Here is a 380-nt window from a genome sequence, read left to right on the forward strand (position 1 = left end):
CACGGTCTTTTTTAGACCCGTCGGACAGCGTTGTCCGCTGAATGACGACATTGGTGAGCAAAGTACTACTGTTCTTGCCGCCGTCCACGCTAGCTGTCACACTCTCGCTCTGTCCGCCATATGTACCACCGTCATCAGTAGACGAATTCTTGGAGGAGTCTTTGCCCGGTGCTGGCGTCGGTGTCGGTACTGGAGCCGGAGATGGATCTGGTGTCGAACCCGGTGCCGGGGTTGGTGCAGGTACTGGCTCAGGTGTTGGAGTTGTACCCTCACCCGGGTTCGTCGCCTCTGCATCCCTGACGAACGTCAGATAGAAATCGTCCAGCGTTCCCCACGCCCCGCCGTCTGCCTGGATGGAAGCCCCCACCGTCAGCTTGCCG

The 380-nt window shown here is 59.5% G+C and carries 1 pseudogene; it reads right to left on the reverse strand.

Annotation, left to right across the window (positions count from 1 at the left end):
- Positions 1 to 380 (reverse strand): annotated as a pseudogene (locus WG8_RS27275) (hypothetical protein); the annotation flags it as partial.

The sequence above is a fragment of the Paenibacillus sp. Aloe-11 genome, from assembly GCF_000245715.1.
GTDB lineage: Bacteria > Bacillota > Bacilli > Paenibacillales > Paenibacillaceae > Paenibacillus > Paenibacillus kribbensis.